This is a genomic window from Nocardioides sp. LHD-245, assembly GCF_030929495.1.
Taxonomy (GTDB): Bacteria; Actinomycetota; Actinomycetes; order Propionibacteriales; family Nocardioidaceae; genus Nocardioides.
On the sequence record NZ_JAVFWN010000001.1, the window covers coordinates 437,695 to 459,940 of the forward strand.

Annotated in this window: 25 protein-coding genes and 2 tRNA genes; 18 read left to right on the top strand and 9 right to left on the bottom strand. The window is 71.6% G+C overall.

The features are described from left to right. Positions 1-5: 5 nt before the first annotated feature. Both RB608_RS02030 and RB608_RS02035 read left to right on the top strand, forming a co-directional pair. The gene (locus tag RB608_RS02030) at positions 6-827 is read left to right on the top strand and encodes a hypothetical protein (RefSeq protein ID WP_308086109.1); all 822 of its coding nucleotides are present in this window, start codon (positions 6-8) and stop codon (positions 825-827) included. A 22-nt stretch (positions 828-849) separates the two neighbouring features. Then, complete coding sequence (locus RB608_RS02035; RefSeq protein WP_308086110.1) at positions 850-1,269, top strand: very short patch repair endonuclease; 420 nt, start codon at positions 850-852, stop codon at positions 1,267-1,269. 200 nt (positions 1,270-1,469) lie between these two features. Here the strand turns inward: RB608_RS02035 and RB608_RS02040 are convergent, their stop codons facing one another. Then, on the bottom strand, positions 1,470-2,381 hold the full coding sequence (locus RB608_RS02040) for a 3-methyladenine DNA glycosylase (protein ID WP_308086111.1): 912 nt from the start codon (positions 2,379-2,381) through the stop codon (positions 1,470-1,472). A gap of 32 nt (positions 2,382-2,413) precedes the next feature. Between RB608_RS02040 and RB608_RS02045 the strand changes: the two genes are divergently transcribed. The 6 genes from RB608_RS02045 (at position 2,414) to RB608_RS02070 (ending at position 6,590) form a co-directional block, all read left to right on the top strand. Beyond that, positions 2,414-3,226, top strand: coding sequence for a fumarylacetoacetate hydrolase family protein (locus RB608_RS02045; RefSeq protein ID WP_308086112.1), 813 nt, complete (start codon positions 2,414-2,416; stop codon positions 3,224-3,226). Then, positions 3,223-4,710 (top strand): glutamate--tRNA ligase, encoded by a 1,488-nt coding sequence (gene gltX, locus RB608_RS02050; protein WP_308086113.1) that lies wholly within the window; start codon positions 3,223-3,225, stop codon positions 4,708-4,710. The genes RB608_RS02045 and gltX overlap by 4 nt, the downstream gene beginning before the upstream one ends. After that, positions 4,697-5,692 (top strand): type II CAAX endopeptidase family protein, encoded by a 996-nt coding sequence (locus tag RB608_RS02055; protein ID WP_308086114.1) that lies wholly within the window; start codon positions 4,697-4,699, stop codon positions 5,690-5,692. Before gltX ends, RB608_RS02055 begins: the two co-directional genes overlap by 14 nt. 45 nt (positions 5,693-5,737) lie before the next feature. Continuing rightward, positions 5,738-5,809: transfer RNA gene (locus tag RB608_RS02060), tRNA-Gln, on the top strand. A 92-nt stretch (positions 5,810-5,901) separates the two neighbouring features. Beyond that, a tRNA-Glu gene (locus RB608_RS02065) sits at positions 5,902-5,974 on the top strand. Between the two features lie 58 nt (positions 5,975-6,032). Continuing rightward, a complete protein-coding gene (locus tag RB608_RS02070; RefSeq protein WP_308086115.1) occupies positions 6,033-6,590 on the top strand; it encodes a hypothetical protein in 558 nt (185 codons plus the stop codon). Between the two features lie 17 nt (positions 6,591-6,607). Here the strand turns inward: RB608_RS02070 and RB608_RS02075 are convergent, their stop codons facing one another. Then, entirely contained in the window at positions 6,608-7,063 is a 456-nt protein-coding gene (locus tag RB608_RS02075) for a hypothetical protein (protein ID WP_308086116.1), read from the bottom strand. Between the two features lie 92 nt (positions 7,064-7,155). Here RB608_RS02075 and RB608_RS02080 point away from each other — a divergent pair, with 92 nt between their 5' ends. Next, positions 7,156-8,664: an AlkA N-terminal domain-containing protein gene (locus RB608_RS02080; RefSeq protein ID WP_308086117.1), complete on the top strand. Its 1,509-nt coding sequence runs from the start codon at positions 7,156-7,158 to the stop codon at positions 8,662-8,664. 7 nt (positions 8,665-8,671) lie between these two features. After that, positions 8,672-9,154, top strand: coding sequence for a methylated-DNA--[protein]-cysteine S-methyltransferase (locus tag RB608_RS02085; RefSeq protein ID WP_308086118.1), 483 nt, complete (start codon positions 8,672-8,674; stop codon positions 9,152-9,154). 39 nt (positions 9,155-9,193) lie between these two features. Here the strand turns inward: RB608_RS02085 and RB608_RS02090 are convergent, their stop codons facing one another. Next, positions 9,194-9,916 (bottom strand): IclR family transcriptional regulator, encoded by a 723-nt coding sequence (locus RB608_RS02090; RefSeq protein ID WP_139622247.1) that lies wholly within the window; start codon positions 9,914-9,916, stop codon positions 9,194-9,196. 100 nt (positions 9,917-10,016) lie between these two features. On the opposite strand from RB608_RS02090, the gene leuC reads away from it, so the two are divergent. From leuC to RB608_RS02105, 3 genes are all read left to right on the top strand, one after another. Further along, positions 10,017-11,429 carry a 3-isopropylmalate dehydratase large subunit gene (leuC, locus tag RB608_RS02095; protein WP_308086119.1) on the top strand — a complete coding sequence of 471 codons (1,413 nt, stop codon included), beginning with the start codon at positions 10,017-10,019 and terminating at the stop codon, positions 11,427-11,429. Positions 11,430-11,457: 28 nt separating this feature from the next. Continuing rightward, complete coding sequence (gene leuD, locus RB608_RS02100) at positions 11,458-12,057, top strand: 3-isopropylmalate dehydratase small subunit (RefSeq protein ID WP_308086120.1); 600 nt, start codon at positions 11,458-11,460, stop codon at positions 12,055-12,057. A gap of 276 nt (positions 12,058-12,333) precedes the next feature. Continuing rightward, positions 12,334-12,927, top strand: a complete 594-nt coding sequence (locus tag RB608_RS02105; protein ID WP_308086121.1) for an HU family DNA-binding protein — start codon at positions 12,334-12,336, stop codon at positions 12,925-12,927. A 59-nt stretch (positions 12,928-12,986) separates the two neighbouring features. Here RB608_RS02105 and cofC read toward each other — a convergent pair whose 3' ends face one another. Then, the gene (gene cofC / locus RB608_RS02110) at positions 12,987-13,631 is read right to left on the bottom strand and encodes a 2-phospho-L-lactate guanylyltransferase (protein WP_308086122.1); all 645 of its coding nucleotides are present in this window, start codon (positions 13,629-13,631) and stop codon (positions 12,987-12,989) included. A 70-nt stretch (positions 13,632-13,701) separates the two neighbouring features. Between cofC and RB608_RS02115 the strand changes: the two genes are divergently transcribed. Further along, positions 13,702-14,454: a lysophospholipid acyltransferase family protein gene (locus RB608_RS02115; RefSeq protein WP_308086123.1), complete on the top strand. Its 753-nt coding sequence runs from the start codon at positions 13,702-13,704 to the stop codon at positions 14,452-14,454. Then, entirely contained in the window at positions 14,454-15,458 is a 1,005-nt protein-coding gene (locus RB608_RS02120; protein WP_308086124.1) for an NAD(P)H-dependent glycerol-3-phosphate dehydrogenase, read from the top strand. Before RB608_RS02115 ends, RB608_RS02120 begins: the two co-directional genes overlap by 1 nt. A gap of 70 nt (positions 15,459-15,528) precedes the next feature. Here the strand turns inward: RB608_RS02120 and RB608_RS02125 are convergent, their stop codons facing one another. Both RB608_RS02125 and RB608_RS02130 read right to left on the bottom strand, forming a co-directional pair. After that, positions 15,529-15,894, bottom strand: coding sequence for a hypothetical protein (locus RB608_RS02125; protein ID WP_308086125.1), 366 nt, complete (start codon positions 15,892-15,894; stop codon positions 15,529-15,531). Next, entirely contained in the window at positions 15,891-16,997 is a 1,107-nt protein-coding gene (locus RB608_RS02130) for an aminotransferase class I/II-fold pyridoxal phosphate-dependent enzyme (protein ID WP_308086126.1), read from the bottom strand. Before RB608_RS02130 ends, RB608_RS02125 begins: the two co-directional genes overlap by 4 nt. A 24-nt stretch (positions 16,998-17,021) precedes the next feature. Between RB608_RS02130 and RB608_RS02135 the strand changes: the two genes are divergently transcribed. After that, positions 17,022-18,146: a D-alanine--D-alanine ligase family protein gene (locus tag RB608_RS02135; protein WP_308086127.1), complete on the top strand. Its 1,125-nt coding sequence runs from the start codon at positions 17,022-17,024 to the stop codon at positions 18,144-18,146. Positions 18,147-18,186: 40 nt separating this feature from the next. On the opposite strand, the gene RB608_RS02140 is transcribed toward RB608_RS02135, so the two are convergent. Both RB608_RS02140 and RB608_RS02145 read right to left on the bottom strand, forming a co-directional pair. After that, positions 18,187-18,681 carry a DUF3515 family protein gene (locus tag RB608_RS02140; protein WP_308086128.1) on the bottom strand — a complete coding sequence of 165 codons (495 nt, stop codon included), beginning with the start codon at positions 18,679-18,681 and terminating at the stop codon, positions 18,187-18,189. 3 nt (positions 18,682-18,684) lie between these two features. Beyond that, positions 18,685-18,918, bottom strand: coding sequence for an Lrp/AsnC family transcriptional regulator (locus RB608_RS02145; RefSeq protein ID WP_205013941.1), 234 nt, complete (start codon positions 18,916-18,918; stop codon positions 18,685-18,687). Between the two features lie 121 nt (positions 18,919-19,039). Here RB608_RS02145 and RB608_RS02150 point away from each other — a divergent pair, with 121 nt between their 5' ends. Beyond that, positions 19,040-20,011 carry a thiamine-phosphate kinase gene (locus RB608_RS02150; RefSeq protein ID WP_308086129.1) on the top strand — a complete coding sequence of 324 codons (972 nt, stop codon included), beginning with the start codon at positions 19,040-19,042 and terminating at the stop codon, positions 20,009-20,011. 202 nt (positions 20,012-20,213) lie between these two features. Here RB608_RS02150 and rpmB read toward each other — a convergent pair whose 3' ends face one another. Then, a complete protein-coding gene (gene rpmB / locus RB608_RS02155) occupies positions 20,214-20,399 on the bottom strand; it encodes a 50S ribosomal protein L28 (RefSeq protein ID WP_038680308.1) in 186 nt (61 codons plus the stop codon). Between the two features lie 146 nt (positions 20,400-20,545). Here rpmB and RB608_RS02160 point away from each other — a divergent pair, with 146 nt between their 5' ends. Further along, a complete protein-coding gene (locus tag RB608_RS02160; protein ID WP_308086130.1) occupies positions 20,546-22,246 on the top strand; it encodes a DAK2 domain-containing protein in 1,701 nt (566 codons plus the stop codon).

Here is a 22,246-nt window from a genome sequence, read left to right on the forward strand (position 1 = left end):
GGTACTTGACCGAGATCGGTCCACCAGACAAGAACGGCGTTCGCTGGCAGTACCACTCCAGATCTGACCGGCACTCCAAGGTTGGGTGTTGGGGAGTCGCGTTCGATCTCCTCCGCACGTCGTCTCTCATGCAGGCTCACGCCGCGAGCGGCAAGGTGATCCTTGGGGTCAACCACGAGATGCGTGACTACGGTACCGGGCGCAAGAAGGATCTCGACCTGGTGATCGCTCGACCCAACGGTGACGTGCCGGACAAGGGTCCATCCTTCAAGTCGCTCGTGGACCAGTACAAGATCGTGCTCACCGTCGAGGAGCAGAAGCAGCTCGACAAGCTACCGGATCTCCCGGTCGCACCTGTCGGAGCGGTATTGGTCGCGCTGGAGGCCAAGGCGTGCATGACGGCGCATGTAAAGTCGCTGCCGAGGCTCTATGACGAGCTCAACTCCTCGCACCTGTGCGTGCATGGGGCATCGGTGCAGGCACTCGCCATCGCCTACGTGCAGGTCAACCACGCGGACACGTTCGTCTCTCCGATCATCAACTCGAAGGACATTGCTCGCGGCCTCGATCCCGAGATCTCCCTACACAAGCAGCCGAGCGACACTCAGCGTGTGCTTGACAAGGTGGCCGAGATCCCGAGGCGCAGTAACAACAAGGGCACGGGCTTCGACGCCATCGGCATCACAGTGCTCGATCTGGTCAACGATGGATCACCCGTAGCCCTGCTGGAGGATGCGCCGGCGCCGAAGAAGGGCGACCACTTCCACTACGGCTCGATGATCGTGCGGATGGCGAACGAGTACGACGCCACGTTCGCTCACATCTGACGCTGGCCATAGGTTGGGCTGCATGACCCGAAGGTCGTGGGCTACGAGTGCTGGCACTCGAACGTCGATGGTTGGGAATCGCCGAGCCGATACCAAACCAGAGATTGCTCTCCGGTCCGCACTGCACGCCGCTGGCTATCGCTTCCGCAAGGACTACCGGCTCGACCTAGGCGACGTGAAGGCGAGGCCCGACCTTGTGTTCACGAGGGCGAAGGTCGCCGTGTTCGTGGACGGCTGCTACTGGCACAGCTGTCCCGAGCACGGCACTCAGCCGAGATCGAATGCCGACTATTGGACGCCGAAGTTGGCGCGCAACGTTGAGCGTGACCGCGAGCACGACGCTGCACTCCGGGAGGCAGGTTGGACGGTGGTCCGCATCTGGGAGCACGTCCCGGTCGCGGAGGCCGTGGAGTTTGTGTCTCGCACCGTGACTCACGGATAAGTGTCTGCGCATGGGGTCTGCGCATGGGGTTGCCGAACACTGGACGGGCGAGGGAAAGGTCTGCCCCATTGCTGAGTAGCCTCCATGTGCGGGGCACGCTGAATGTGACCGAGGCACGACCAACCTCGAACGGTTCGTGTTCCCGCTTGGCGCCATGCCCTTTCACGCGTTCCTCAGTACCTTTGCTTCAATACGCGAACTCACTCTGGCTCGGCGGCGGCAAGCAGTCGCTTGCACTCCTCGATGAGCCGGGCCCGGAGCGGAGCGCCTCGCTCGGCGAACCCGCGCTGCGCCTCGGCGTACGCCGCCTTGCCCTCGGCCGTCTCGATCGGGACCGGCTCGAAGCCCAGGTCCCGCAGGTCGTAGGGTGCCGCGCGCATGTCGAGCGTGCGGATGTCCCAGGCCAGCTCGAAGCAGTCGGCGACGAGGTCGGAGCCGATCATGGGGGACAGCCGGAAGGCGTGCTTGTAGAGGTCCATGCCGGCGTGCAGGCAGCCGGGCTGCTCGAACGCGGGCCGGTCGTCGCGACCTGGGCGCAGCGTGTTGAGCGGTCGCGCGGGCGGGGTGAAGAAGCGGTAGGCGTCGAAGTGGGAGCACGTGATGCGGTGGCCCTCGACGACCTCGTCGGTGCCGGCGGGGCCGAGGCGCAGCGGCCAGTCGGCGTGGCGGGTCTCGTCGTCGGCGAGGCGGTAGACCATGGCCCACTCGTGCAGGCCGAAGCAGCCGAAGTGCGGCGCGCGGGCCGCGGTCGCGGTGAGCAGGCGGTGGAGCGACTCGACGAGGGGGCGCTGCGAGGCGACATACTCGGCCGTCACCGCCACCGGGCTGGGTGAGGCCGAGCCGGCGGTCGGTGCGGGGCGCACGACTCCGTAGCCCTTCAGGTCCGCGTACTCCGCCGCGTCCTCCAGGGCGACGCCGAACCCCGGGTGCCAGCGACGCAGCTGGGCGGGACGGTAGGAGTAGTAGGTGAACAGGAAGTCGAAGACCGGGTGCTTCTCGCGCACCTCGCGGCGGGCGAGGTGCGGGGCGACGTAGGCGTCGATGCGCGCGGCGTGTGCGGCCACCCGCTCGCGCCACTCGGCGGCGGCGAGCACCACGTCCTGCGCATTCACGACCGGCAAGCCTAGGTCGATAGGCTCGCCGGGTGCGCATCGTCAGATTCACCACAGGCGAGGAGCCGTCGTACGGCGTCCTGACCGGCGAGATCGACCAGTACGGACAGCCCGCCGACGACGCGGTGATCGTCGGCCTCGCCGGCGACCCGCTCTACGTCGGGATCAAGCTCCTCGAGAAGGAGTACCGCCTCGCGGACGTGCGCCTGCTGGCGCCGGTCCTGCCGCGCAGCAAGGTGATCGGCATCGGCCGCAACTACGCTGCGCACGCCGCCGAGCTCGGCAACGAGGTGCCCGCCGAGCCGGTGATGTTCCTCAAGCCCAACACCAGCGTGGTCGGGCCGAACGACGCGATCCTCTACCCGCGGCAGAGCCAGGAGGTCCACTACGAGGGCGAGCTCGCCGTCGTCATCGGCCGGATCTGCCGCGACGTTCCCGTCGAGCAGGCGACAGACGTGATCCACGGCTACACGCTCGCCAACGACGTCACCGCCCGCGACCTGCAGCGCGCCGACGGCCGGTTCACCCGGGCCAAGGGCTTCGACTCGTTCTGCCCGCTCGGGCCGTGGATCGAGACCGACCTCGACCCCCACGACTTCACCGAGGGCCGGCGGATCCAGACCTTCCTCAACGGCGACGTCGTCCAGGACGGTACGACGGCCGACATGGTCTTCGACGTCCCCGCGCTGATCGCCTACGTGTCCGGCGTGATGACGCTGCTGCCCGGTGACGTCATCCTCACCGGCACCCCCGAGGGTGTCGGCCCCCTGCAGGTCGGTGACGAGGTGGAAGTCTCGATCGACGGTCTCGGAACCCTCACGAACAAGGTGGAAGCACGCGCATGAGCACAACCGATCCGACCACGTCCGCGCCTGTGCGAGTGAGGATGGCCCCGTCGCCGACCGGCAGCCCCCACGTCGGCCTGGTCCGCACCGCGCTCTTCAACTGGGCGTTCGCACGCCACCACGGCGGCACCTTCGTCTTCCGCATCGAGGACACCGACAAGGAGCGCAGCACCGACGAGTCGCTGAGCTCGATCATCGACCTGATGCGCTGGCTCGGGCTCGACTGGGACGAGGGCCCGGAGGTCGGCGGCCCGCACGCGCCGTACTTCCAGAGCGAGCGCGGCGACAAGTACGCCGATGCGCTGGCCCGGCTGAAGGACAGCAGCTTCACCTACGACTGCTACTGCACCACCGACGAGGCCACCGCGCGCCGCAAGGCGGCCGGTTCCAAGGTGCAGGGCTACGACGGCTTCTGCCGCGAGCTGACCGCCGAGCAGGTCGCGGCGTTCGAGGCCGACGGACGCCGGCCGGTCGTCCGGTTCCGGATGCCCGACGGCTCCATCACGTGGAACGACCTGGTCCGCGGCGAGGTCAGCTTCGAGACCGAGTTCGTCCCCGACTTCGCGCTGTGCCGCGCCAACGGCGACCCGCTCTACACACTGGTCAACCCCGTCGACGACGCGCTGATGGAGATCACCCACGTGCTGCGCGGCGAGGACCTGCTGTCCTCGACGCCCCGCCAGATCGCGCTCTACGAGGCGCTCAAGGAGATCGGCATCGCCACGGCGACGCCGGAGTTCGGCCACCTGCCCTATGTCATGGGCGAGGGCAACAAGAAGCTCTCCAAGCGCGACCCGGAGGCGCACGCGCTGGCCTACCGCGACCAGGGCTATCTGCCGGAGGGACTGCTCAACTACCTCGCCCTGCTGGGCTGGGCGATCGCGGCCGACCGCGACGTCTTCAGCCTGGAGGAGATGGTCGAGGCGTTCGACATCAAGGACGTCGTCGCCAACCCGGCGCGCTTCGACCTCAAGAAGTGCGACGCCATCAACGCTGCCCACATGCGGCTGCTGTCGACGGACGAGATCACCCACCGGGCCCTGCCGTTCCTCAAGCGCGACGGCGTCGTGGCCGATCCGGTGACCGACGCGGACGCGCAGCTGCTGGAGCTCGCGATGCCGCTCGTGGCCGAGCGGATCAACAAGCTGGCCGAGGCCAGCGCGATGCTGGGCTTCCTCTTCGTCGACGAGGACGCCTTCACGGTCGACCCCGAGGACGCCGCCAAGCAGATCGGGGAGTCCGGGATCCCCGTCCTGCAGGCGTCGTACGACGCCCTGGCGGCGTTGCCGACCTGGTCGACCGACGCGATCCAGGCCGCTCTGCAGGCCGCGCTGGTCGAGGGCCTGGGCCTCAAGCCCCGCAACGCCTTCGGCCCGGTCCGGGTCGCCGTGACCGGCAAGCGGATCTCCCCGCCGCTGTTCGAGTCGCTGGAGCTCCTCGGTCGTGATCGCAGCCTCGGGCGGCTGCAGCGTGCCCTCGGCTGAGGAGGGCGGCGCCGGCCCGGCCGGACTGCGGTACGACGAGCTCCACCTGCGCGGGCCGGGCGGCGCCTGGCGCCCCCTCGTCGGTGTGGCGCTGGTCGCGGTGCTCTTCTTCGCCGGGCAGTTCCTGCTCACGGCGTTCTTCGCCGTCTTCTTCCTGCTGACCTCGCGCGACACCTACGAGATCGCCGACCGGCTGGGCGGCGACCCGGTCACGCCGGCCTTCCTGGCCTACGTCAACCTGGGCTGGGCCCTCGCGATCCCGGCCGTGCTGGTCGTCGCGCTCCTGCTGCACCACCAGCGGCCGGGCCTGGTCGCGTCGGTCGTGGGGCGGCTGCGGTGGCGGTGGCTCGTCGTCTGTCTCGGCCTCGCCGTCGTCGCGCTCGCCCTCACCGTCGCCGTCTCCAGCGTGCTGCCCGACCAGGGCGCCGGCACCATCGACACGGCCGGCGGCGCGAACCCCTGGACCCCGACGGTGCGTGACTTCCTGCTCGTGGTGCTGCTGCTCACGCCGCTGCAGGCGGCGGGGGAGGAGTACGTCTTCCGCGGGTACCTCGCGCAGGCGTTCGGCGGCCTCACCGCCCGTTTCGGGTCGCGTGTGAGCGCGGCGGTCGCGGTCGGCGTACCCGCGCTGCTGTTCGCGCTCGCCCACGGTCTCGGCCAGGACGCGCCGATCTTCTTCGACCGGCTCGCCTTCGGTGTGGTGGCCGGCCTGCTGGTGATCCTGACCGGCGGCCTCGAGGCGGCCATCGCGATGCACGTCCTCAACAACTTCCTGGCCTTCGGCCTCGCCCTCGCGTTCAGCGACATGACCGAGGCACTCAACCCCACCGGCGGGAGCTGGTGGGCCGTCCCGGTCACGCTGGTGCAGTCGATCAGCTATCTGCTGCTCGCCGTCTGGGCAGCGCGCCGGCTGGGCGTCGCGAACCGCACCGGAGAGGCCGATGGCGGGGCCATTTTGGAGCCGCGCCGCGGGCTTGTGTAATGTTCCGAGTCGGCCCGGTCCTCCGGGAGCGGGCCGACGCAGCAGTGGTCTATGGTGTAATTGGCAGCACGACTGGTTCTGGTCCAGTTAGTCTAGGTTCGAGTCCTAGTAGACCAGCGAGTTCTCGCGAGAAGGCAGGAGCAGACGCCGATTTGGCGCTGCGAAAGTCGGATCGGTAGAGTTCCGCAGGTTGCTCGACAGAGCGACATGCCCCCGTTGTGTAGCGGCCTAGCACGCCTGCCTCTCACGTAGGTAGCGCCGGTTCGAATCCGGTCGGGGGTACAGATTCGGGCCCGGTCCATCAGGACCGGGCCCGAGTGCGTTTTGCGAGGATGGTGCCGTGAGCTACGACATCACGCTGGCTGCCCGAGCCGACGGGCAGGACTGGGACGACGTCCTCGACGCGCTCGAACTGGCCGCACTCGCCGACGTCCCGCTGTCGCCGGAGGGTCGGGCCGCGGGGATGCGCGTGCTGGATCGGATCGGGGTCCGCGTCGCCGGCACCCTCGGGGGCTGGAACCGCTTCGAGCCGACTGCCGACGGCACTCTCGTCGGCACGCTCACTGCGACCGAAGGTGGGGTCCAGGTGAGCCTGCACGACGACAGCGCCTTCGTGTCGTTCCCGTACTGGGACCAGTCGGACCCGGACGCCTTCCACGCCGCGGTCGCCGCGGTGGTGCGTATCGTCGGCGAGGAGACCGGGTACGACGCGTACGACCCCCAGACCGGTAGCGACTTCGACACGACCTTCGCCGACGCCGGCGGACTGGACCTGGTTCGTCGGCTCCGGGCAGGGGAGGAACCGGGCACCGCGCCGCGGGTGGACGTCGCCCGCGCCGTCGTGTTCGGGATCGGCGTGGCGATGGTGGGCGTGCTGGTCCTGCTGCTGCTCCGCTGACCGGGACCCGTATGGGCTCAGCCGCCGGCCGTGGTCCTTCGCTGCGCCGACGCCCCCTTCGCCGCGCGCGTCCTCGGAGGGGTGGGCTCCGTCCCCACGATCGCGAAGATCGGTGCGGTGACCTTCTCCAGCGCTGCCACCGCCTCCGCATGCCGCTCGGCGAGCGTCGCGACCACGTCGGCGAGCTGAGCCTGGGCCTCGGCGAGCGTGTGGACGGTGTCGGCGAGCTCGCGCTGGCGGACGATGAAGTCCTGCAGCGGCTGGGCGGTCGAGCCGGCCAGACTGGTCACGGCTCCGGCCATCCCCGCGACGGCGCCGGCGAGCTCGCCGACCTGCTGGGCGAGCTCGTCGGGCCGGGTGACGCCCGTGACCGCGGTGTCGCGGACGCCCCGCAGGACATCGGTGGTGAGCTTGAGCGCCACCTGCTGGGACTTGATCAGCAGGTCCAGGGGGGTGAGCGGAGCATCGGCCATGCCCCCAGCGTGGCAGAACGAGAGCTGCAGGCGTGACCGTCATGTCCGATTTCCGCGAGAGACTGTCGGTGGGGCCCGGCAGGATGGGGGACATGGAGAGCACAGTGACCGCGCCGGAGCGGCTCGACTTCGAGCACTGCTACTCGGCCGTCCAGTCGCGCGACCGCCGCTTCGACGGTGTCTTCTACACCGCCGTCCGCTCGACCGGCATCTACTGCCGCCCGTCCTGCCCGGCACGGACGCCCGCCTCCCGCAACGTCTCCTTCCACCGCACCGCCGCGGCCGCCCAGGCGGCCGGCTATCGCGCGTGCAAGCGCTGCCTGCCCGACGCGACGCCCGGCAGCCCGGAGTGGGACGTCGCGGCCACGGTCGCCGGCCGCGCGATGCGGCTGATCGCCGATGGCGTCGTCGACCGCGAGGGTGTGGAGGGCCTGGCGGCGCGCCTCGGCTACACCTCGCGTCACCTGTCGCGACTGCTGACCAGCGAGCTCGGTGCCGGCCCGCTCGCGCTCGCCCGCACCCAGCGCGCGCAGACCGCTCGCGCGCTCGTCGAGAGCACGACGCTCGGCCTCGCCGACGTCGCGTTCGCATCCGGCTTCTCCAGCGTGCGGCAGTTCAACGACACGATGCTCGAGGTGTACGACGCCGCGCCGAGCCAGCTGCGCAGTCGCAGGAAGCCTGCGGGCAGCCAGGTCCCGGGCGCGATCGACCTGCGCATCGCCGTGCGTACGCCGTTCCGGGGCAGTGCCCTGCTCCGCTTTCTGGCCGATCGCGCGGTGCCCGGCGTCGAGGTCGCCCAGGTCGGCGAGGACGGCGCCGGCTGGTACGCCCGCACCCTCGACCTCCCACACGGGCCGGGAGTCGCCCGGGTCGAGCTCGGCGATGTCGGGGGAGTCGGGTCGTCGTACCTGCCGCTGCGGTTGATGCTCGACGACCTGCGCGACACCACGGCCGCGCTGGCGCGGATGCGGGCGCTGCTCGACGCCGATGCCGACCCGATCGCGGTCGACGCCCACCTCGCCGCCGATCCGCTGCTCGCCCCGCTCGTGGCGGCGCGCCCGGGGCTGCGGGTGCCGGGCCACGTCGACGGGGCCGAGGTCGCCGTCCGTGCGGTCCTCGGCCAGCAGGTCACCGTGGTCGCGGCGCGGACGGCCGCCGCCCGGCTCGTCGCCGCCCATGGCCGGCCGGTGGCGACGAGGATCGAGGGCCTCACCCATCTGTTCCCGGACGCCGCGACCGTGGCGGCGCTGGCACCCGAGGAGTTCCGGATGCCCCGCGCCCGTGGGCGGGCGCTCGTCGGGCTCTGCGCGGCGATCGCCGCGGGTGACGTCGTGCTCGACCGGGGCCCCGACCGGGGTGAGGTCCGACGCAGGCTGCTCGCGCTGTCCGGCGTCGGCCCCTGGACCGCCGACTACATCGCCCTGCGTGCGCTCGGCCACCCCGACGTGTGGCTGCCGACCGACGTCGGGGTGCGCAACGCCCTCGCCCGGCACGGCGACGCCGACCCGAGTACCGAGATCACCCCCGAGGGATGGGCGCCCTGGCGCTCCTACGCCCTCCTTCACCTGTGGACGTCACTGTCCGAGACGCTGGAAGGATGAGCTGATCATGTGGATCGTCATCGAATCGCCCATCGGGCCGCTACGGATCGTCGAGCAGGCCGGCGCGATCACGGCCATCGAGTTCTCGCCGTTCCGTGACGGCACCGGGCGCCCGCTCGGCGATCGCGCCGACGACGCGCCGGTCCTCGTCGCCGCGGCGCGTCAGCTCGCCGAGTACTTCGCCGGCGACCGGACCGAGTTCGACCTGCCGCTCGCGCCGGCGGGCAGTCAGTGGCAGCGCTCGGTCTGGGCCCAGCTGCTCGGGATCGAGTACGGCGCGACCGCGTCGTACGGCGAGATCGCACTGCGCCTCGGCAAGACCAACGCCGCCTCGCGGGCGGTCGGTACCGCCAACGGGGCCAACCCGATCCCGATCGTGATCCCGTGCCACCGGGTGATCGGCGCCAACGGCACGCTCACCGGGTACGCCGGCGGGCTGGACCGCAAGCAGCTCCTGCTCGACCTGGAACGCCAGGACGCCCTGTTCTGACCGACCCGTCGCGTTCGAACGCGACGGGTCGGTGATTGCTCACTCCGCTGCGGCGCGGCGCAGCGACTCCGAGAGCCGCTCGGCGGCGGCGAGCACGGCAGGTGCGTGCATCCGGCCGGGCTGGCGGGAGAGGCGCTCCAGCGGACCGGAGACCGAGACCGCGGCGATCACCTTGCCGCCGGGGGAGCGGACCGGGGCCGACACCGAGGCGACGCCCTGCTCGCGCTCGCCGACCGACTGCGCCCAGCCGCGGCGGCGGATCGCGGAGAGCTCGGCCGCGGAGAACGCCGAGTTCTGCAGACCGCGGTGGATCCGCTCCGGGTCGTCCCACGCGAGCAGCACCTGCGCGGCCGAGCCGGCGCGCATGGTGAGCTGTGAGCCGATCGGGATGGTGTCGCGCAGCCCCGAGGGCCGCTCCGCCGCGGCGACACACACGCGGTGGTCGCCCTGGCGCCGCCATAGCTGGGCGGACTCGCCCGTGATGTCGCGCAGCCGCGCGAGCACGGGCCCCGCGGTCGCGAGCAGCCGGTCCTCGCCCGCGGCGGCCGACAGCTCGGCCAGGCGCGGGCCGAGCACGAACCTGCCCTGCATGTCGCGGGCCACCAGGCGGTGGTGCTCCAGCGCGACCGCGAGCCGGTGCGCCGTCGGTCGGGCCAGGCCCGTGCCCGCCACGAGTCCGGCCAGCGTGGCCGGCCCGGACTCCAGTGCGGTGAGCACCAGGGCCGCCTTGTCGAGTACGCCGACGCCGCTCGAGTTGTCCATATGGCAATACTGCCGTCTCGGATCCTGGGATGCAAGAGTAGGCTCCGTCACGGTCGGTGGCAGCCGTGCCGTCGAGGAACCGAACGATGAGGAGCGAGTCATGGGCAAGACCCTGGCGGAGAAGGTGTGGGACGAGCACGTCGTCCGTTCGACCCCGGGGGAGCCGGACCTCCTCTACATCGACCTCCACCTCATCCACGAGGTCACCAGCCCCCAGGCCTTCGACGGCCTGCGCCTGGCCGGGCGGCAAGTCCGCCGTCCCGACCTGACGCTCGCGACCGAGGACCACAACGTCCCCACCATCGACTGGGACAAGCCGATCGCCGACCCGGTCAGCAAGACCCAGGTCGACACGCTGCGCAGGAACGCCGAGGAGTTCGGCGTCCGGCTGCATCCGCTCGGCGATGTCGAGCAGGGCATCGTCCACGTCGTCGGCCCGCAGCTCGGCCTGACCCAGCCCGGCATGACGATCGTGTGCGGCGACTCGCACACCAGCACCCACGGTGCGTTCGGCTCGATCGCCTTCGGCATCGGGACCTCGGAGGTCGAGCACGTGCTCGCCACCCAGACCCTGCCCCAGGCCAAGCCGAAGACCATGGCCGTCACCGTCAACGGGTCGCTCCCCGCGGGCGTGACGTCCAAGGACCTGATCCTCTACCTGATCGCCCAGACGGGCACCGGTGGTGGCCAGGGCTTCATCGTGGAGTACCGCGGCCAGGCCATCGAGGAGCTCTCGATGGAGGGCCGGATGACGGTCTGCAACATGTCCATCGAGTGGGGTGCCAAGGCCGGCCTGATCGCCCCCGACCAGACCACCTTCGACTACATCGAGGGCAAGCCGGAGGCGCCGAAGGGCGCCGACTGGGATGCCGCGGTCGCGCACTGGAAGACGCTGGTCACCGACGCGGACGCCCACTTCGACAAGGAGATCGTGATCGAGGCGGCCGATGTCACGCCGTTCGTCACGTGGGGCACCAACCCCGGCCAGGGCGTCCCGCTGGGCGCCAACGTCCCGAGTCCCGAGGACTTCGAGGAGGCCACCGACAAGGTCGCGACCGAGAAGGCGCTCGAGTACATGGGCCTCCAGGCCGGTACGCCGATGCGCGAGATCAAGGTCGACACGGTCTTCGTCGGCTCCTGCACCAACGGCCGGATCGAGGACCTGCGGCTCGCGGCCGAGATCATCAAGGGACACAAGGTCGCCGACGGAACGCGGTTCCTGGTCGTGCCCGGCTCGGTCCGGGTGCGCAACCAGGCGATCGAGGAGGGCCTCGACAAGGTCTTCGTCGAGGCCGGCGCCGAGTGGCGTGGCGCCGGCTGCTCGATGTGCCTGGGCATGAACCCCGACACCCTGGCCCCGCAGGAGCGCAGCGCGTCCACGTCCAACCGCAACTTCGAGGGCCGCCAGGGCAAGGGTGGCCGCACCCACCTGGTGTCCGTGCCCGTCGCCACCGCCACCGCGGTGCGCGGCACCCTGTCCTCGCCCGCCGACCTCGTGCCGGCCACGGTCTGAAACCCCGGTACGAACGGAGATCTGAACCATGGAGAAGTTCACCACCCACACCGGCGTCGGCGTCCCGCTGCGCCGCGGCAACGTCGACACCGACCAGATCATCCCGGCGGTCTACCTCAAGCGCGTGACCCGCACGGGCTTCGAGGACGGACTCTTCGCCGCGTGGCGCAACGACCCGGACTTCGTGCTCAACAACGCCGCCTACAGCTCGGGTTCCGTGCTCGTGGCCGGTCCCGACTTCGGCACCGGATCCTCGCGCGAGCACGCGGTCTGGGCGCTGCAGAACTACGGCTTCAAGGTGGTCCTGTCCTCCCGCTTCGCCGACATCTTCCGCGGCAACTCCGGCAAGGCGGGCCTGGTGGCCGGGCAGATCGACGAGAAGGTCGTCGAGCGGCTGTGGGTCTACCTCGAGGACAACCCTGGCGGCCAGATCACCGTCGACCTCGAGAGCAAGACGGTGACCACGCCGGGCGGCGAGGTCGAGGACTCCTTCGACATCGACGACTACACCCGCTGGCGCCTGCTCGAAGGCCTCGACGACATCGGCATCACGCTCGGCCACGAGGCCGACATCGCGTCGTACGAGTCCGGTCGACCGAGCTGGAAGCCGGTCACCCAGCACGCCTGAAACCGCTCTACGACGGGCCGATTCGCGACATCCGCGGGTCGGCCCGTCGTCATTGCGGCATTCGCCGAGATCGCCCGTAGGGGGCTCGAGGGGCGCCGAGGACGGCCGAATGGGCCGAAATAGCGCCCAAATCACGAAAAAAGACGCAAGAACTTCGGCGTGGTGATTGTGACTGTGCCTGGTAGTGCCTAGCGTTCCCATGAAAGGACGGCTGGGCGAGGGCTCGGCCGCATCAGCACAAGGGACGCCCAGCGCGGCGTTTCGGAAGGACAGGTAGTGAACAAGTCTCAGTTGATCGACGCGCTGGCCGACCGTTTCGAGGGCAGCCGCAAGGACGCGGCTCACGCACTCGACGCGGTTCTCGACACGATCACCCGGCAGGTCGCCAAGGGCGAGAAGGTCGCCATCACCGGCTTCGGCTCCTTCGAGAAGGCCGTTCGCAACGCCCGCTGGGTCCGCAACCCGCAGACCGGCGAGCGTGTGAAGACCAAGAAGAAGTCCGTTCCGAAGTTCAGCGCCGGCGCTGACCTGAAGAACGTCGTCTCCGGTGCGAAGAAGCTCGCGCCGCTGCCGAAGCCCGCAAAGAAGGCCGCTGCTCCCGCCAAGAAGGCCGCGACCACCGCGGTCAAGAAGGCTGCCGCTCCGGCCAAGAAGGCCGCCGCTGCCGCCAAGAAGGCAGCTCCGGCCAAGAAGGCGGCTCCGGCGAAGAAGGCGCCTGCCAAGAAGGCTCCGGCCAAGAAGGCGGCTCCGGCGAAGAAGGCGCCTGCCAAGAAGGCTCCGGCCAAGAAGGCGGCTCCGGCGAAGAAGGCGCCTGCCAAGAAGGCTCCCGCCAAGAAGGCTCCGGCCAAGAAGACCGCGAAGAAGGCCTGACGCCTGCTTCGACGATGACGCCGAACGGGCCGTACTCCGCAAGGAGTACGGCCCGTTCGTCATTGCGGGAGGAGCCCGATCGCGCGGAGCACCTCGGCCGACGATGGGCCCGTCCCCAGGGCGATGGCGGCGGCCAGTCCGTCGACGTCGTCGACGTCGCGGCGCAGGGTCGGCAGCTCGCCGGCCAGCGGCCGGGCCCCCGATCCGGCATGGGCGGCTGCGGAGCCCGGTCCGAAGCGGGGTTCGAAGTCGGCGTACTCCGCGCTGTAGAGCGTGGTTCCCGTTCCGTCGGCGTCGCGGACGAAGCACGGGCCGCGGCGGGATCTCGCATCCGCGAGTGCCGCGGCCAGGTCGGACGGAAGCAGTGCCGGCAGGTCGCCGCAGAGGGCCACGGGGCGCAGGTCCGGCCGCCGGGTGCGCAGGTACGCCGCCGCGTGCCGCAGAGCGGCGTTCAGGCCGCCTCCCGGGTCCGCGCAGGTCGCGGCGCCCCGCGCGGCCAGCCGCGTCGCGAATGCGCCGTCGTCGCTGACCACCAGGACCCCCGCGACGCCGTCGGCGCGCAGGCACGCGTCGACGACGTCGACAGCGAACGCCGCCGCGAGCCGTGCGCGGTGCTGGTCCGGCAGGGTCGACAGCCGGGACTTGCCCGTGCCCGGCGACTTCACTGGCAGCAGCACGGCGAAGGAGCCCGGATGTGTGAACACACATGAATCCTCGCAGGGCCCGCGCGGACCTCGTCGTGGTGGCCCGGGGCGACCGGTAGCCTGCATTCTCGTGACCGTTCGGAAGCTGCAGGAGAAGCGGGGCTGGGCCTTCGACATCGCCGTCCCCATCCTCAAGCCGGCGCTCCTGGCGGCCACCCGACGCGAGTGGATCGGCGGCGAGAACATCCCTGCCTCCGGCGGCTTCATCATCGCTCTCAACCACATCTCGCACGTCGACCCGCTGACGGCGGCGCACCTCGTCTACGACCACGGCTACCTGCCCCGCTATCTCGCGAAGTCGGGGCTCTTCGACAACCCGGCGCTGGGCTTCTTCCTGCGTGGGGCCGGTCAGATCCCCGTCAAGCGCGAGACGAAGGACGCGGTCGGTGCCTACGCCGCGGGGGTGGAGGCGGTCCGCTCCGGCCAGTGCGTCGTCATCTATCCCGAGGCCACCATCACCCGTGATCCCGGCATGTGGCCGATGAAGGGCAAGTCGGGCGCGGCCCGGATCGCGCTCGAGACCGGCTGTCCGGTGATCCCGGTCGGACAGTGGGGGGCGCACGAGATCCTGGCGCCGTACACCAAGCGCCCGCACGTCGTCCCGCGCCGCAGGGTCGTGATGCGTGTCGGGCCGCCCGTCCGGCTCGACGACCTGCGGGCGAAGGAGCCGACGATCGCGGTCGTCAACGAGGCCACCGACCGGATCATGACCGCGATCACCCACGAGCTCGAGCTGGTGCGCGGAGAGACCGCGCCCGCGGAGCGTTACGACATGGCCGTGCACGGCGACCGGTTCAAGAGGAACAAGAAGGCGGCGAGCTGATGGGCAACAAGGTCGCGGTACTCGGTGCCGGCTCGTGGGGCACGGCATTCTCGATCGTGCTGGCCGACGCCGGCAACGACGTGTGCATCTGGGCGCGGCGCGAGGAGGTGGCGGCGGCGGTCAACGAGCGGCACGAGAACGTCGAGTACCTCGCGGGCATCGAGCTGCCGCGCACCATCACCGCCACCCACGACCCGGAGCGGGCCCTCGCGGGCGCCGACGTCGTCGTCCTCGCGGTGCCGTCGCAGTCCCTGCGCGACAACCTCCCGGCCTTCCTGCCGTACGTCGACAAGGATGCCGTGCTGGTCTCGCTGATGAAGGGCGTCGAGCTCGGCACCCTCAAGCGGATGTCGGAGGTGATCGCGGAGGTCGGCGACATCGGCGCGGACCGGATCGCTGTCGTCAGCGGCCCCAACCTGGCCCGCGAGATCGCCCGCCGCGAGCCGGCCGCCTCGGTCGTCGCGTGCGCCGACGAGTCCGTCGCGACGATGCTCCAGCAGCGGGTGCACTCGCCGGCGTTCCGGCCCTACACCAGCGTCGACGTCCTCGGCTGCGAGTACGGCGGCGCCTACAAGAACGTCGTGGCCCTCTGCGTCGGCATGGCGGTGGGCCAGGGCTTCGGCGACAACACCACCGCCTCGCTGATCACCCGCGGCCTCGCCGAGACCGCCCGGCTCGCCATGAATCTCGGCGCCAACCCGCTCACCCTGATGGGCCTCGCCGGCCTCGGCGACCTCGTCGCGACCTGCTCCTCGCCGCTGTCGCGCAACCGCACCTTCGGCGAGAAGCTCGGTCAGGGGATGACCGTCGAGCAGATCTACGCCTCGACCCGTCAGGTCGCCGAAGGGGCGAAGTCCTGTTCCTCGCTGCGCGCCCTCGCGGTCCGGTCCGGCATCGAGGCACCCATCGTCGACGCCGTCGACGAGGTCGTCCAGGGCCGGCTCACCACCTCGCAGCTGATGGACGCGTTCATCTCGCGCGACACCAAGGCCGAGCTGAGCTGAGCTGGATGGCGCGAGCGTGTCGCTCGTTCCTCGCGCCACGCTGCCCCGCCCGGCTGCCTCCGCCCGGCGGCTAGAGGTACGCCGACAGCAGGTCCGCGGCGGCCCGCAGCTCGCGCGCGCGGTCGGGTGCGTGCGCCTCGGACTGCGCCGCCGCGGCGAGGAGGTCGTCCCGCTCGCCCGCGACGAGGGCGCGGACGTCGTCGTCGGTGAGCTCGCGCCGGGGCGCCTCGGCGGAGCCCAGACCGGAGGTGGCGCCGGCGATCGTCCCCGCGCCCGCGGGCCGGGCCGCTCCCGTGTCGGACACCGGCACCGCCTCGGCGTTGGCGATCGCGGCCACCATCGTGCGCAGCACCTTGACGGTGGCGAGGTCGCGCGCGCGCAGCGCCGAGCGGAGATCGTCGCGCAGCCGCGTGGCGAGGTCGGCCACGGTGCTCACGCGTCGATCCGGTCGAGGGCCTGCTTCAGGTCGGCCCACAGGTCCTCGACGTCCTCGATGCCGACGGACAGCCGGACCAGGCCCTCGGGGATGGTGGCCGGCTCGAGCTTCCAGCGGCGCCGCCGCTCGAAGGTCGACTCGACACCGCCCAGGGAGGTCGCGTGCACCCACAGCGACGTCGCGCGGACCAGGAAGTCCCCGGCGTCCGCGCCGCCGGCCAGGACAGGTGCCACGATCGCGCCGAACCCGGGGTAGCGCACCTCCTCGACGGCCCGATGGTCGGCGAGGCGGCGGGCCAGCTCGGCGGCGTTGGCGGCGGCGCGCTCCAGACGTACGTGCAGGGTGCGCAGGCCGCGCAGGGCCAGCCAGGTCTCGAACGGCCCCGGCACGGCACCGGCGAGGTCACGCCGGCCCTTGAGGGCGGCGTACACCTCGTCGTCGGCCACGACGATCGCGCCCATCAGGACGTCGCTGTGGCCGGCGATGTACTTCGTCGCCGAGTGCACGACGATGTCGGCGCCGAGCGACAGCGGCTGCTGCAGCAGGGGAGTCGCGAAGGTGTTGTCGACCACGACCCGGACACCGAGCTCCCGCGCGACGGCGCACAGCGCGGGGATGTCGGCGATCTCCAGCGCGGGGTTGGTCGGCGACTCGAGCCAGAGCAGGGCCACGTCCTCGTCGGCCCGCAGCGCCGCGATCACGGCCGCGGTGTCGCTGGTGTCGACCAGAGTCGCGCGCAGCCGACCCCGCGCCTCGGCGTCGGCGAGCGCGGTCACCGAACCGTTGTAGGCGTGCCGTGGCGCGATCACGCTGCCACCGGCGCCGACCAGGTCGAGGATCGTCGTCACCGCCGCCATGCCCGACGAGAACGCCAGGGCCCGACCGCCCTCCAGCGCGCCCAGCGTCTCCTCGAACGCCGACCACGTCGGGTTGCCGAAGCGCCCGTACTCCAGATCGCCTGTCGCGCCGTACGTCGAGGTCATCGTGATCGGCACGTTCAACGGCTGGTCGGGTCCGTGCGGCGGCCGGCCGGCGGTCACCGCGAGCGTGGCGGGACGCAGCGCCGGGGCAGTCGTGGACGGGTCGTGCGCAGGAGCGGCCATGTCCCAAAGGTAGGGTCATCGCCGATGAGCTCTCCCACCGGCCGCCGTGTCCGCGTCGCTGTCGTCTTCGGCGGCCGCTCCAGTGAGCACGCCATCTCGTGCGTGACGGCGGGGAGCGTGCTGCAGGCCATCGACCGCGAGAAGTACGACGTCATCCCGATCGGCATCGCCACCGACGGCCGGTGGGTGCTCGAGGCGGACGACCCGCAACGCCACCGGATCACCGGCCCCGGTCAGCTGCCCGCGGTCGACGGCGACCGGGCCTCCGTCAGCCTGGCCCGCACGACCGACGGCACGGACCTCGTCGTCAGCGAGCCGTCGCAGGCGCCGCACGCGTTGGGCGAGGTCGACGTCGTCTTCCCGCTCCTGCACGGCCCCTGGGGCGAGGACGGCACGATCCAGGGCCTCTTCGAGATGTCCGACGTCCGGTACGTCGGCTCGGGGGTCCTCGCCTCCGCGGTCAGCATGGACAAGGCGTTCATGAAGATCGTGCTGCACGACGCCGGCCTGCCGGTGATGCCGAGCGAGACCGTCACCGCCCGCCAGTGGGCCGCCGACCCGCAGGCCGTGCGCGAGCGCGTCGCCGTGCTCGGCTACCCCCTCTTCGTCAAGCCCGCCCGGGGCGGCTCGAGCATCGGCATCGCCAAGGCGCACACACCCGACGAGTTCGACGCGGCCCTGGAGGGCGCGCTCGCGCACGATCCGAAGGTCCTCGTCGAGGTCTCCGCCGAGGGCGCCCGGGAGGTCGAGTGCGGGGTCCTCGCGGCGCTCGACGGCGGCGTCGACACCAGCCTGCCGGCGGAGATCCGGATCACCGGCGAACACGAGTTCTACGACTTCGAGGCCAAGTACCTCCCCGAGGAGCACACCGAGCTCGATGTGCCCGCGGTCCTGCCCGACGGCGTCCAGGAGCGGATGCGGGCGATGGCCGCGCAGGCGTTCACCGCGGTCGGCTGCGAGGGGCTGGCCCGCGTCGACTTCTTCCTCATGCCGGACGGCTCGCTGGTCGTCAACGAGCTCAACACGATGCCGGGCTTCACGCCGCTGTCGATGTTCCCGCAGATGTGGGCGGCGACGGGAGTGCCGTACGGCGAGCTCGTCGACCGGCTGCTGACGCTGGCCCTCCGGCGCGACACCGGCCTGCGCTAGGTACAGGTGGGCGTATCGGTCGCGCCCGGCCCGGTGGGGCTCAGTCGCAGTCGTCGACCAGCGTGAGGTGCTTCTTGATCAGGGGCGCCAGCACGGTCATGGCCGCCGGACCCGCGTTGGGCCGGTAGCGCGACGGGATGGTGACCTCGACCCGGGGGCGGTAGCCGGCCGCGGTCAGGGTGAGGTCGAGCCCCTGGTCGTCGTACTGCTGGTCGGGGATGTAGTAGCCGACACCGTCGGCGGACTCGCAGGACGCGGTGAGGTCGAATCCGGCGGGCTTCGCGACGCCGCAGCGGACCACGATCGCCGGGTCGCCGTACGCCGCTGCGGGGGCGTCGGCCGGCTCGATGGAGACCTGCTCCTCGTCGGCGAGCGAGTCGGGCAGGTCGGCCGCGAAGGCGGCACAGGCGGCCCGGTCCGCCGCGGACTGCCGGGGGATGTCGACCTCGACCGGTCCGCCGCACGCCGACAGGCTCAGGGGCAGCGTGAGGAGAGCCGCGAGCGGGACGAGGCGGCCCCGGGAGGAGCGGGGCAACGATCAGATGTGGACGACGGGGCAGGTGAGGGTGCGGGTGATGCCTTCGAGGTTCTGCACCTTGGAGACCACGAGCTTGCCGAGCTCGTCGACGTTGCGGGCCTCGGCGCGCACGATGACGTCGTAGGGACCCGTGACGTCCTCGGCCAGCGTGACGCCGGCGATCGCGCCCACCTCGCGGGCGACCTCGGCCGCCTTGCCGACATCGGTCTGGATCAGGATGTAGGCCTGCACCACCATGGGGTCACGCTCCCGCCGGATGAGTTGGTCGGACGCCTCAACCTACCGCGCACCCCCTGGGAACAGAACCCGCGAGCCGGTGCCGTCTGCCCCTGCGGTCGTCTGGTGGGATGGAGCCATGGCAGATGCGACCGACCGTGACCCGACCCTGGCGGATCTCGGCGAGTTCGGCCTGATCGGCCGGATCAGCGAGGTGGTCGCCGCGACGGCGCCGGGGGAGGACGTGCTGCTCGGCCCGGGCGACGACGCCGCTGTGCTCCGGGTCCGCAAGGGCCATGTCGTCGTCTCGACGGATCTGATGGTGGAGGGACGACACTTCCGTCGTGACTGGGCCGAGGCGGTCGATGTCGGCCACCGGGCCGCGGCCCAGAACCTGTCCGACATCAATGCGATGGGTGGCCGGGCCCAGTGGCTGACCGTGGGGCTCGCCGCCCCCGCCGATCTCCCCGCCGCGTGGGCACTCGACTTCACCCGCGGTTTCGCCGAGGAGTGCGCGCTCGTCGGCGCCGGCCTGGTCGGCGGCGACGTCACCCGGGCCGACGAGATCGTCGTCGCCGTGACTGTGATCGGCGCCTGCGCCGTGTCCCCGGTGCTGCGCTCGGGCGCCGCGCCCGGCGACGTCCTGGCCCTGTGCGGGCGTCAGGGCTGGTCCGCCGGCGGCCTCGCGGTGCTCGGGCGGGGCTTCCGCTCGCCCCGCGTGCTCGTCGACGCCTACCGACGCCCCGCGCCGCCGTACGACGCCGGGCCGATCGCCGCCGAGGCCGGGGCCACCGCGATGATCGACGTGTCCGACGGACTGCTGGCCGAGGCCCGGCACCTCGCCGACGACTCCGGGGTCAGCATCGACGTCGAGACCGGCGCCTTCGAGATCCCCGAGCCGCTCCTGGCCGTCGGTCAGGCGACCGGCGCCGACCCGCTGCAGTTCATCCTCGGCGGCGGGGAGGACCACCCCCTGCTCGCCACCTTCCCGTCCGGCGTCACCCTGCCCGACGGCTGGACCCGGATCGGCTCGGTCGGCACCCGGGCCGACCTGCCCGTCACGGTCGACGGCGGCGCCTACGACGGCCCCACCGGCTGGACTCATTTTTGACCGACCCGGCGCAGATGAAGCTCCCGGACGCGCCGACCCGGCGCAGATGAAGCTCCCGGAGGCGCCGACCCGGCGCAGATGAAGCTCCTGGACGCGCCGACCCGGCCCAGACGAACCTCGACGGCGAACCTCATCTGCGCCGGCCGCGCAAAAACACACCGACCCGTCGCGTTCGAACGCGACGGGTCGGTGAGAGATCAGGTCAGCGGGTGACCTTGCCGGCCTTGATGCAGCCGGTGCAGACGTTGAGGCGCTTGGGGGTGCCGTTGACCACGGCGCGCACACGCTGGATGTTGGGGTCGAAGCGACGCTTGGTGATCTTGCGCGACCACGGCCGGTTGTTGCCGAACGTCGGCTTCTTGTCGCAGATGTCGCACACGGCGGCCATGGTTGTCACTCCTGGAGATTGCTCGTCACTAAGTCTTGTACGCCGGGCGCGCAGAGGGCGCTTCGGGCAACCGGACGAGAATAGCCGACGCGACCGTGCGGACCGAAATCGGCGGAGCCCGCGGCACGTGCCCTAGGGTGACCTCGATGGACGAGCGGACGGCGCCCGGGGAGCGGCGCAGCGGCATCGCGCTGGCGTCGGTCGTCCGGTTCGTCGACATCGCCGTGGACGCCCTGGCGGGCGCACGCGAGGAGGTCGACGCGCTCAACGTCTACCCGGTGCCCGACGGCGACACCGGCACCAACATGTATCTCACCGTCGTCGCCGCCCGTGATGCGATCCGCGCCGCCCTCGGCGAGCACGCCGACAGCCCGGACCTGGTGAGCGAGGTCGACGCGCCGCTCTCGGCGATGGCGCGCGGCGCACTCCTCGGCGCCCGCGGCAACTCCGGCGTGATCCTCAGCGAGATGCTGGGCGCGGCCGCCCGCCGGATCGGCACCGCGCGCGCCGACGAGCGCAACGCGGTCGTGATGGCGGAGGCGCTGCAGCAGGCCTCCGCGGCCAGCTACGCCGCCGTGGGGGAGCCGGTCGAGGGCACCATGCTGACCGTGATGCGCGCCGCCGCGGCGGCCGGTACGACGGCGGCCGATGCCCCCGCAGCGCGCAGCAGCGACGTCCTCACCGCGGCGGCCGCGGCTGCCCGGGAGGCCCTGGGGCGCACCCCCGAGCAGCTCGACGTCCTCGCCCAGGCAGGCGTGGTCGATGCCGGTGGGCGCGGCCTGTCGGTGATCCTCGACGCCGCCGAGACGGTGCTGACCGGTCGCCGCCCGATCCCCGTGACGGCCCCGCTGGGCAGCCACGTCATCCCGGTGCCCCACGTCGGACCGGGTGCCGACGAGCTGAGCGCGGACGGCCCTGCCTATGAGGTGATGTACCTCCTCGACACCGACGACACGGTCGCTCCGGGGCTCCGCGAGCGGCTCGGCACGCTCGGCGACTCGGTCGTGGTGGTGGGCCGCGACGGCCTGTGGAACGTGCACGTCCACACCGACGACGTCGGCGCCGCGATCGAGGCCGGTCTGTCGGTCGGCCGCCCGCACCGGATCCGGGTCACCCACTTCGCCGAGCAGATCGCCCAGAAGGCGGCGGCGGAGACGCCGGTGCCGCCCACGCTCGCCGGGCGCCGGGTCGTCGCCGTCGCGGCCGGCCCGGGTCTGGCCGCGCTGTTCGAGGAGGCCGGGGCGGAGGTGGTCCGCGGCGGGCCCGGGCGCCGCCCCTCGACCGGCGAGCTGCTGGAGGCGATCGCGGCCTGCGGCGCTCGCGAGGTCGTGGTCCTGCCCAACGACGAGCCGACGATCCGCGCCGCGCTCGCCGCGGCGAGCACCGCCGAGGCAGACCACGGTGCCGCGGGCCTGCGGGTCGCGGTGATCCCGACCCACACGCAGGTGCAGGGCCTGGCCGCTGTCGCCGTCCACGAGCCGGGCCGCGCGTTCGACCAGGACGTGACCGAGATGACCGCGACCGCCCGCCACGTCCGGCACGGCGCGGTCACGATCGCCGCCCGGCAGGCGATGACCATGGCCGGTCCCTGCGAGCCCGGCGACGCTCTCGGCGTCATCGCCGGCGACTTCGCCGTCGTCGGCGACGACCTCGGCTCCGTCGCCCTCGTCGTCCTCGACCGTCTCCTGGCCGCGGGTGGTGAGCTGGTCACGATCGTGAGCGGTGCGGACAGCGCCGGGCTGGCCGATCGGGCGACGGCCTGGGTGGAGGAGTTCCACCCCCATGTCGACGTCGTGGTGTACGACGGTGGGCAGGAGCGGTACCCGCTCCTCATGTCCGTCGAATGA

Coding starts and splice junctions, on each gene's coding strand:
- rpmB (WP_038680308.1), bottom strand. CDS start 20,399: ATGGCCGCCGTGTGCGACATCTGCGACAAGAAGCCGACGTTCGGCAAC.
- RB608_RS02130 (WP_308086126.1), bottom strand. CDS start 16,997: ATGGCCGCTCCTGCGCACGACCCGTCCACGACTGCCCCGGCGCTGCGT.
- leuD (WP_308086120.1), top strand. CDS start 11,458: ATGGAGAAGTTCACCACCCACACCGGCGTCGGCGTCCCGCTGCGCCGC.
- RB608_RS02035 (WP_308086110.1), top strand. CDS start 850: ATGACCCGAAGGTCGTGGGCTACGAGTGCTGGCACTCGAACGTCGATG.
- RB608_RS02135 (WP_308086127.1), top strand. CDS start 17,022: ATGAGCTCTCCCACCGGCCGCCGTGTCCGCGTCGCTGTCGTCTTCGGC.
- RB608_RS02085 (WP_308086118.1), top strand. CDS start 8,672: ATGTGGATCGTCATCGAATCGCCCATCGGGCCGCTACGGATCGTCGAG.
- gltX (WP_308086113.1), top strand. CDS start 3,223: ATGAGCACAACCGATCCGACCACGTCCGCGCCTGTGCGAGTGAGGATG.
- RB608_RS02150 (WP_308086129.1), top strand. CDS start 19,040: ATGGCAGATGCGACCGACCGTGACCCGACCCTGGCGGATCTCGGCGAG.
- leuC (WP_308086119.1), top strand. CDS start 10,017: ATGGGCAAGACCCTGGCGGAGAAGGTGTGGGACGAGCACGTCGTCCGT.
- RB608_RS02120 (WP_308086124.1), top strand. CDS start 14,454: ATGGGCAACAAGGTCGCGGTACTCGGTGCCGGCTCGTGGGGCACGGCA.
- RB608_RS02090 (WP_139622247.1), bottom strand. CDS start 9,916: ATGGACAACTCGAGCGGCGTCGGCGTACTCGACAAGGCGGCCCTGGTG.
- RB608_RS02075 (WP_308086116.1), bottom strand. CDS start 7,063: ATGGCCGATGCTCCGCTCACCCCCCTGGACCTGCTGATCAAGTCCCAG.
- RB608_RS02160 (WP_308086130.1), top strand. CDS start 20,546: ATGGACGAGCGGACGGCGCCCGGGGAGCGGCGCAGCGGCATCGCGCTG.
- RB608_RS02080 (WP_308086117.1), top strand. CDS start 7,156: ATGGAGAGCACAGTGACCGCGCCGGAGCGGCTCGACTTCGAGCACTGC.